The organism is Kutzneria sp. 744 (assembly GCF_000568255.1).
In the GTDB taxonomy this organism is placed as follows: domain Bacteria; phylum Actinomycetota; class Actinomycetes; order Mycobacteriales; family Pseudonocardiaceae; genus Kutzneria.
In genome coordinates this window covers 7,971,722-7,976,511 of record NZ_KK037166.1, presented here as the reverse complement: position 1 = coordinate 7,976,511, position 4,790 = coordinate 7,971,722, and the positions used below count along the sequence as shown (strand labels likewise).

Below are 4,790 nucleotides of genomic sequence, written 5' to 3'. Positions count from 1 at the left end.
CGGATCCGCCGAGGAACTGCTGGCCACGCGGTTCCTGGTGCCGCCGACCGTGATGCTGGAAGAGGTGTCGCAGCCGGGCGACGAGGGCTGGGAGGCCGTCGTGCGGCGGCTGCACCGCACCGACGGACCCGGTTGGCAGCACGAGGTCGACGAGTTGGCGGCCGCGCTGCTGGCCGGTTGTCGCGGGGCGTTGCCGCTGGGTGACCTCTTGCACCTGTTGGCGTACGGGCACGGCCAGTCGGTCGACGACCTCGAACGCACCGCGTTGCCGATCGTGCGCGATCTGGTGCGGCACGGAATGGTTGTGCCGGCGTGAAAGCAGTTGTCATGCGGGTGACAAGGGCGAGCGTCACCGTCGGCGACGAGGTCGTCGGTGAGATCAAGGAACCCGGATTGTTGGTGTTGTTGGGCATCACCCACACCGACGGGGCCGAACAGGTCGACACCATGGCGCGGAAGCTGCACGAGCTGCGGATACTCGACGAGGAGCAATCCTGTGCGAGCACAGGGGCTCCGCTGCTCGTGGTGAGCCAGTTCACGCTGTACGGCGACACCAGGAAGGGCCGCCGTCCATCGTGGACGAAGGCCGCGCCCGGTCCGGTCGCCGAGCCGCTGGTGGACGCGGTCGTCGACGCGCTGCGTGCGCGGGGCGCCACCGTGGCCACCGGTCGGTTCGGCGCCGACATGGCGGTGGAAAGCGTGAACGACGGTCCGTTCACGGTGCTTGTCGAAGTGTGATGATTCGCGGGTTTCCTTGTGAAGGAAACGTGCAGGCGCGCGATTCGGTTCAGTTGTCCATCATGGACTTCACGTTTCACCGGGACGGTTGCCGACTGAACGGGTGGAGGTGGCCCTCTCTCAGGGAAACCTCAGGTTCTCAGGGCAACCGCTCCGGGCGTGGAGACGTCATGAAGGGTGAGAAGACGGGAACGATTTCGCGATCGCTCGCGTTTTCACCAGTGTCCAGCCAGCAAGCGCAAGGCATTCCCGACCCGGGTGCCTCGCCCGAAAGGCTCGCCGCGCAACGCAGCGCCGGTGTGTGACGCGACGACACACCAGCCCGCGACCGGGGAGGGAGCACCCGTGACCATCCCACAGACCATCGACCACTTCGGGCCCGAGGCAGATCTCGACGCCCAGGGGCCCGCCGCCGACCTGGTGCGTGTGTACCTGAACGGCATCGGCAAGACCAAGCTGCTGACCGCCGAGCAGGAGGTGGGGCTGGCCAAGCGAATCGAGGCCGGCGTGTTCGCCCGCCACATGCTGGAGACGGCCAGGGTTCTGGACGCCACCAGGAAGTCCGAGCTGACCGCCCTGGTGCGTGACGGCGAGCGGGCCAAGAACCACCTGCTGGAGGCCAACCTCCGCCTCGTGGTGTCGCTGGCCAAGCGCTACACCGGGCGCGGCATGCCGCTGCTCGACCTGATCCAGGAGGGCAACCTCGGCCTGATCAGGGCCGTCGAGAAGTTCGACTACACCAAGGGCTTCAAGTTCTCCACGTACGCCACGTGGTGGATCCGCCAGGCCATCACGCGCGGCATGGCCGACCAGGGGCGCACCATTCGGCTGCCCGTCCACCTGGTGGAGCAGGTGAACAAGCTGGCCCGGATCAAGCGCGACCTGCACCAGCAGCTCGGCCGGGAGGCCACGCACGAGGAGCTGGCGCGGGAGTCCGGCATCGCCGAGTCCAAGATCGCCGACCTGCTCGACCACTCCCGCGACCCGGTGAGCCTGGACATGCCCGTCGGCACCGACGAGGACGCCCCGCTGGGCGACTTCATCGAGGACGCCGAGGCCACCGACGCCGAGAGCGCCGTCATCTCCAGCCTGCTGTCCGACGACCTGCGCCGCGTGCTGGCCACCCTGGACGAGCGGGAGCAGTCGGTCATCCGCCTGCGCTACGGCCTCGAGGACGGGCAGCCCCGCACCCTCGACCAGATCGGCAAGCGCTTCGGCCTGTCCCGCGAGCGCGTCCGCCAGATCGAGCGTGAGGTCATGTCCAAGCTCCGCCAGGGCGACCGGGCCGAGCGGCTGCGGGCCTACGCCAGCTGACCGGCCGTCGGGTGGATCTTCGCCCGAACAGCCGCCTTGACTTGTGATCTGTGTCACGGCACAGTTCACCGCACACAGAAGCTTCGCGGTGCGAACCATCGGGCGACCGACGATTCGCGACCGCATCCCACAGGAGGCGGGGACGGCCGGGGGCCGCCCCCGCCTCTTGATTTGTGTGATGTCCGCCGTCACACCCGGGGACGGCGGCAGGCGCATGGGGTCCGGCGATACTGTGCCCTGAGCTGCCGACCCGCGAGGTCGCGCCGGTCTCTGGAGCCGCGGGCCGGGAAAATCGCGTCTGTTCAGCGATTTCCCGGACTAGGCGAAGAGACCGGATCAGAGCGACCTCGCCCCGCGCGGAACGCGCGGCACAAGCACAGGAGCCCGCGAACGTGACCACCACCTCGTTCCAGTACGTCGATCCGCTGCCGTTGGGCAAGGACACCGCCACCGAATACCGACTGGTCAGCCCGGACGGCGTCCGGGTGACGGAGGTGGCGGGGCGGCGCTTCCTCGAAGTGGAGCCCGAGGCGCTGCGGCTGCTGGCCCGTGAGGCGATCAAGGACATCCAGCACCTGCTGCGCACCAGCCACCTACGGCAGCTGCGGGCCATCATCGACGACCCCGAGGCCAGCGGGAACGACCGGTTCGTGGCCACCGACCTGCTGCGCAACGCCTGCGTGTCGGCGGGCGGGGTGCTGCCGATGTGCCAGGACACGGGCACGGCGATCGTGGTGGGCAAGCGGACCGAGACGGTGCTCACCGGCGGTGACGACGAGGCCGCGCTGTCGGAGGGCATCTACGACGCCTACCAGCAGCTGAACCTGCGCTACTCGCAGATGTCGCCGACCACGTTCTGGGACGAGAAGAACACCGGCACGAACCTGCCGGCCCAGATCGAGCTGTACCACAAGGCGGGCCAGGAACCGGCCTACGAGTTCCTGTTCATGGCCAAGGGCGGCGGCAGCGCCAACAAGACGTTCCTGTACCAGGAGACCAAGGCGCTGCTGAACCCGACGCGGCTGGCCCGGTTCCTGGACGAGAAGCTGCGCTCCCTGGGCACGGCCGCCTGCCCGCCGTACCACCTGGCGATCGTCGTCGGCGGCACGTCGGCCGAGTACAACCTGAAGACGGCCAAGCTGGCCTCGGCCCGCTACCTGGACAACCTGCCCACCGAGGGCTCCGCCGACGGCCGCGCGTTCCGGGACACCGACCTGGAGCAGCAGGTGCTGGCCATGACCCGCGAGTTCGGCATCGGGGCCCAGTTCGGCGGCAAGTACTTCTGCCACGACGTCCGGGTCATTCGCCTCCCCCGGCACGGCGCCTCCTGCCCCGTCGGCATCGCGGTGTCCTGCTCGGCCGACCGCCAGGCCAAGGCCAAGATCACCGCCGAGGGCGTCTTCCTGGAGCAGCTGGAGCACGACCCGGCGCAGTTCCTGCCCGAGGTGCACGACGAGCAGCTGTCCGACGACGTGGTGCGCATCGACCTCAACCAGCCGATGGACGAGATCCGGCGCACCCTGGCGGCGCTACCGGTGAAGACCCGACTGTCGCTGACCGGCCCGCTGGTCGTGGCCCGCGACATCGCCCACGCCAAGATCAAGGAACGCCTGGACGCCGGCGAGGCCATGCCCCAGTACCTGCGCGACCACCCCGTCTACTACGCCGGCCCGGCCAAGACGCCCGAGGGCTACGCCTCCGGCTCCTTCGGCCCCACCACCGCCGGCCGCATGGACTCCTACGTCGAGCAGTTCCAGGCCGCCGGCGGCTCCCTGGTGATGCTGGCCAAGGGCAACCGCTCCAAGCAGGTCACCGACGCCTGCCAGTCCCACGGCGGCTTCTACCTCGGCTCCATCGGCGGCCCGGCCGCCCGCCTGGCCAAGGACTGCATCCGCAAGGTCGACGTGCTCGAGTACGCCGAGTTGGGCATGGAAGCCGTCTGGAAGATCGAGGTCGAGGACTTCCCGGCCTTCATCGTCGTCGACGACAAGGGCAACGACTTCTTCTCCGAGACCTCCGCCCCGACCCTGCAGATCTCCTTCCGCCGCTAGCCGACGGTCCTACGTGGACCGTGGTCGCCGGATCGGCGGCCACGGTCCGTCCGGGTATCCGGGTCAACAGGGTCTCCCCGGCATCACCGGCGAGGACATCACTGTGTCGGCGGGTCTGGTCACGTACTGACGGGGCGGGCCGCCACGACCCGAACCCGTTGCGCCGCCACGATCACGATGGCCAGCAGCGCGCCGATGGCCAGCAGGCCGACGTACGGGTCGGGTGCCTCGATGCGGTTCTCCAGCAACGGATTCGCGGCGGCGGTGCCCGAGCCGACCATGTCCGGCACGAACCGTTCGGGCCCGTAGGAGACCAGCGCCCATGCGACGGCCGCGGTCAGCAGAACGGACGACATGGCCGCGTGCAGGGCCATGACCGGCTCACGGGTGATCCATAGCGCCACGGCCGCGCCGGCGGCGGCGAAGACGACGGCCAGGGCGATGGAGCCGGGCACCGGCGGGACAATCGCCACCAGGCCGAACAACAGTGCCGTAGCGGCAACCCCGATCGCGACGGCCGCCAGCCGCGGCCGTCCGTACAGGTACGCGGCCAGGTAGGCAGCGAGCATCACGCCGAAGACCGGGCCGCCCGCGGCCGCCTTGTCCGGCGACGCGACCAGCATGAGCACCACCAGCGTCGCCATGCCTGCCACCAGCAGACACCCCGCTACCCGTGCCGCCATCACG

The 4,790-nt window shown here is 69.4% G+C and carries 5 protein-coding genes and 1 pseudogene; 5 read left to right on the top strand and 1 reads right to left on the bottom strand.

From position 1 onward, the window contains the following. The 5 genes and pseudogenes from KUTG_RS36715 to KUTG_RS36700 form a co-directional block, all read left to right on the top strand. Positions 1–316: pseudogene (locus tag KUTG_RS36715) on the top strand (SAM-dependent methyltransferase); the annotation flags it as partial. Continuing rightward, entirely contained in the window at positions 313–738 is a 426-nt protein-coding gene (dtd, locus tag KUTG_RS36710) for a D-aminoacyl-tRNA deacylase (protein WP_043723425.1), read from the top strand. The pseudogene KUTG_RS36715 and the gene dtd, both read left to right, overlap by 4 nt. Before the next feature lie 170 nt (positions 739–908). Further along, a complete protein-coding gene (locus tag KUTG_RS65425) occupies positions 909–1,043 on the top strand; it encodes a hypothetical protein (RefSeq protein ID WP_255360959.1) in 135 nt (44 codons plus the stop codon). A gap of 40 nt (positions 1,044–1,083) precedes the next feature. Further along, positions 1,084–2,052 carry a sigma-70 family RNA polymerase sigma factor gene (locus KUTG_RS36705; RefSeq protein WP_052395824.1) on the top strand — a complete coding sequence of 323 codons (969 nt, stop codon included), beginning with the start codon at positions 1,084–1,086 and terminating at the stop codon, positions 2,050–2,052. 392 nt (positions 2,053–2,444) lie between these two features. After that, positions 2,445–4,103: a fumarate hydratase gene (locus KUTG_RS36700; RefSeq protein WP_043723421.1), complete on the top strand. Its 1,659-nt coding sequence runs from the start codon at positions 2,445–2,447 to the stop codon at positions 4,101–4,103. A 119-nt stretch (positions 4,104–4,222) separates the two neighbouring features. On the opposite strand, the gene KUTG_RS36695 is transcribed toward KUTG_RS36700, so the two are convergent. Next, on the bottom strand, positions 4,223–4,790 hold a 568-nt coding region (locus tag KUTG_RS36695), incomplete at its 5' end, for a hypothetical protein (RefSeq protein WP_369794560.1).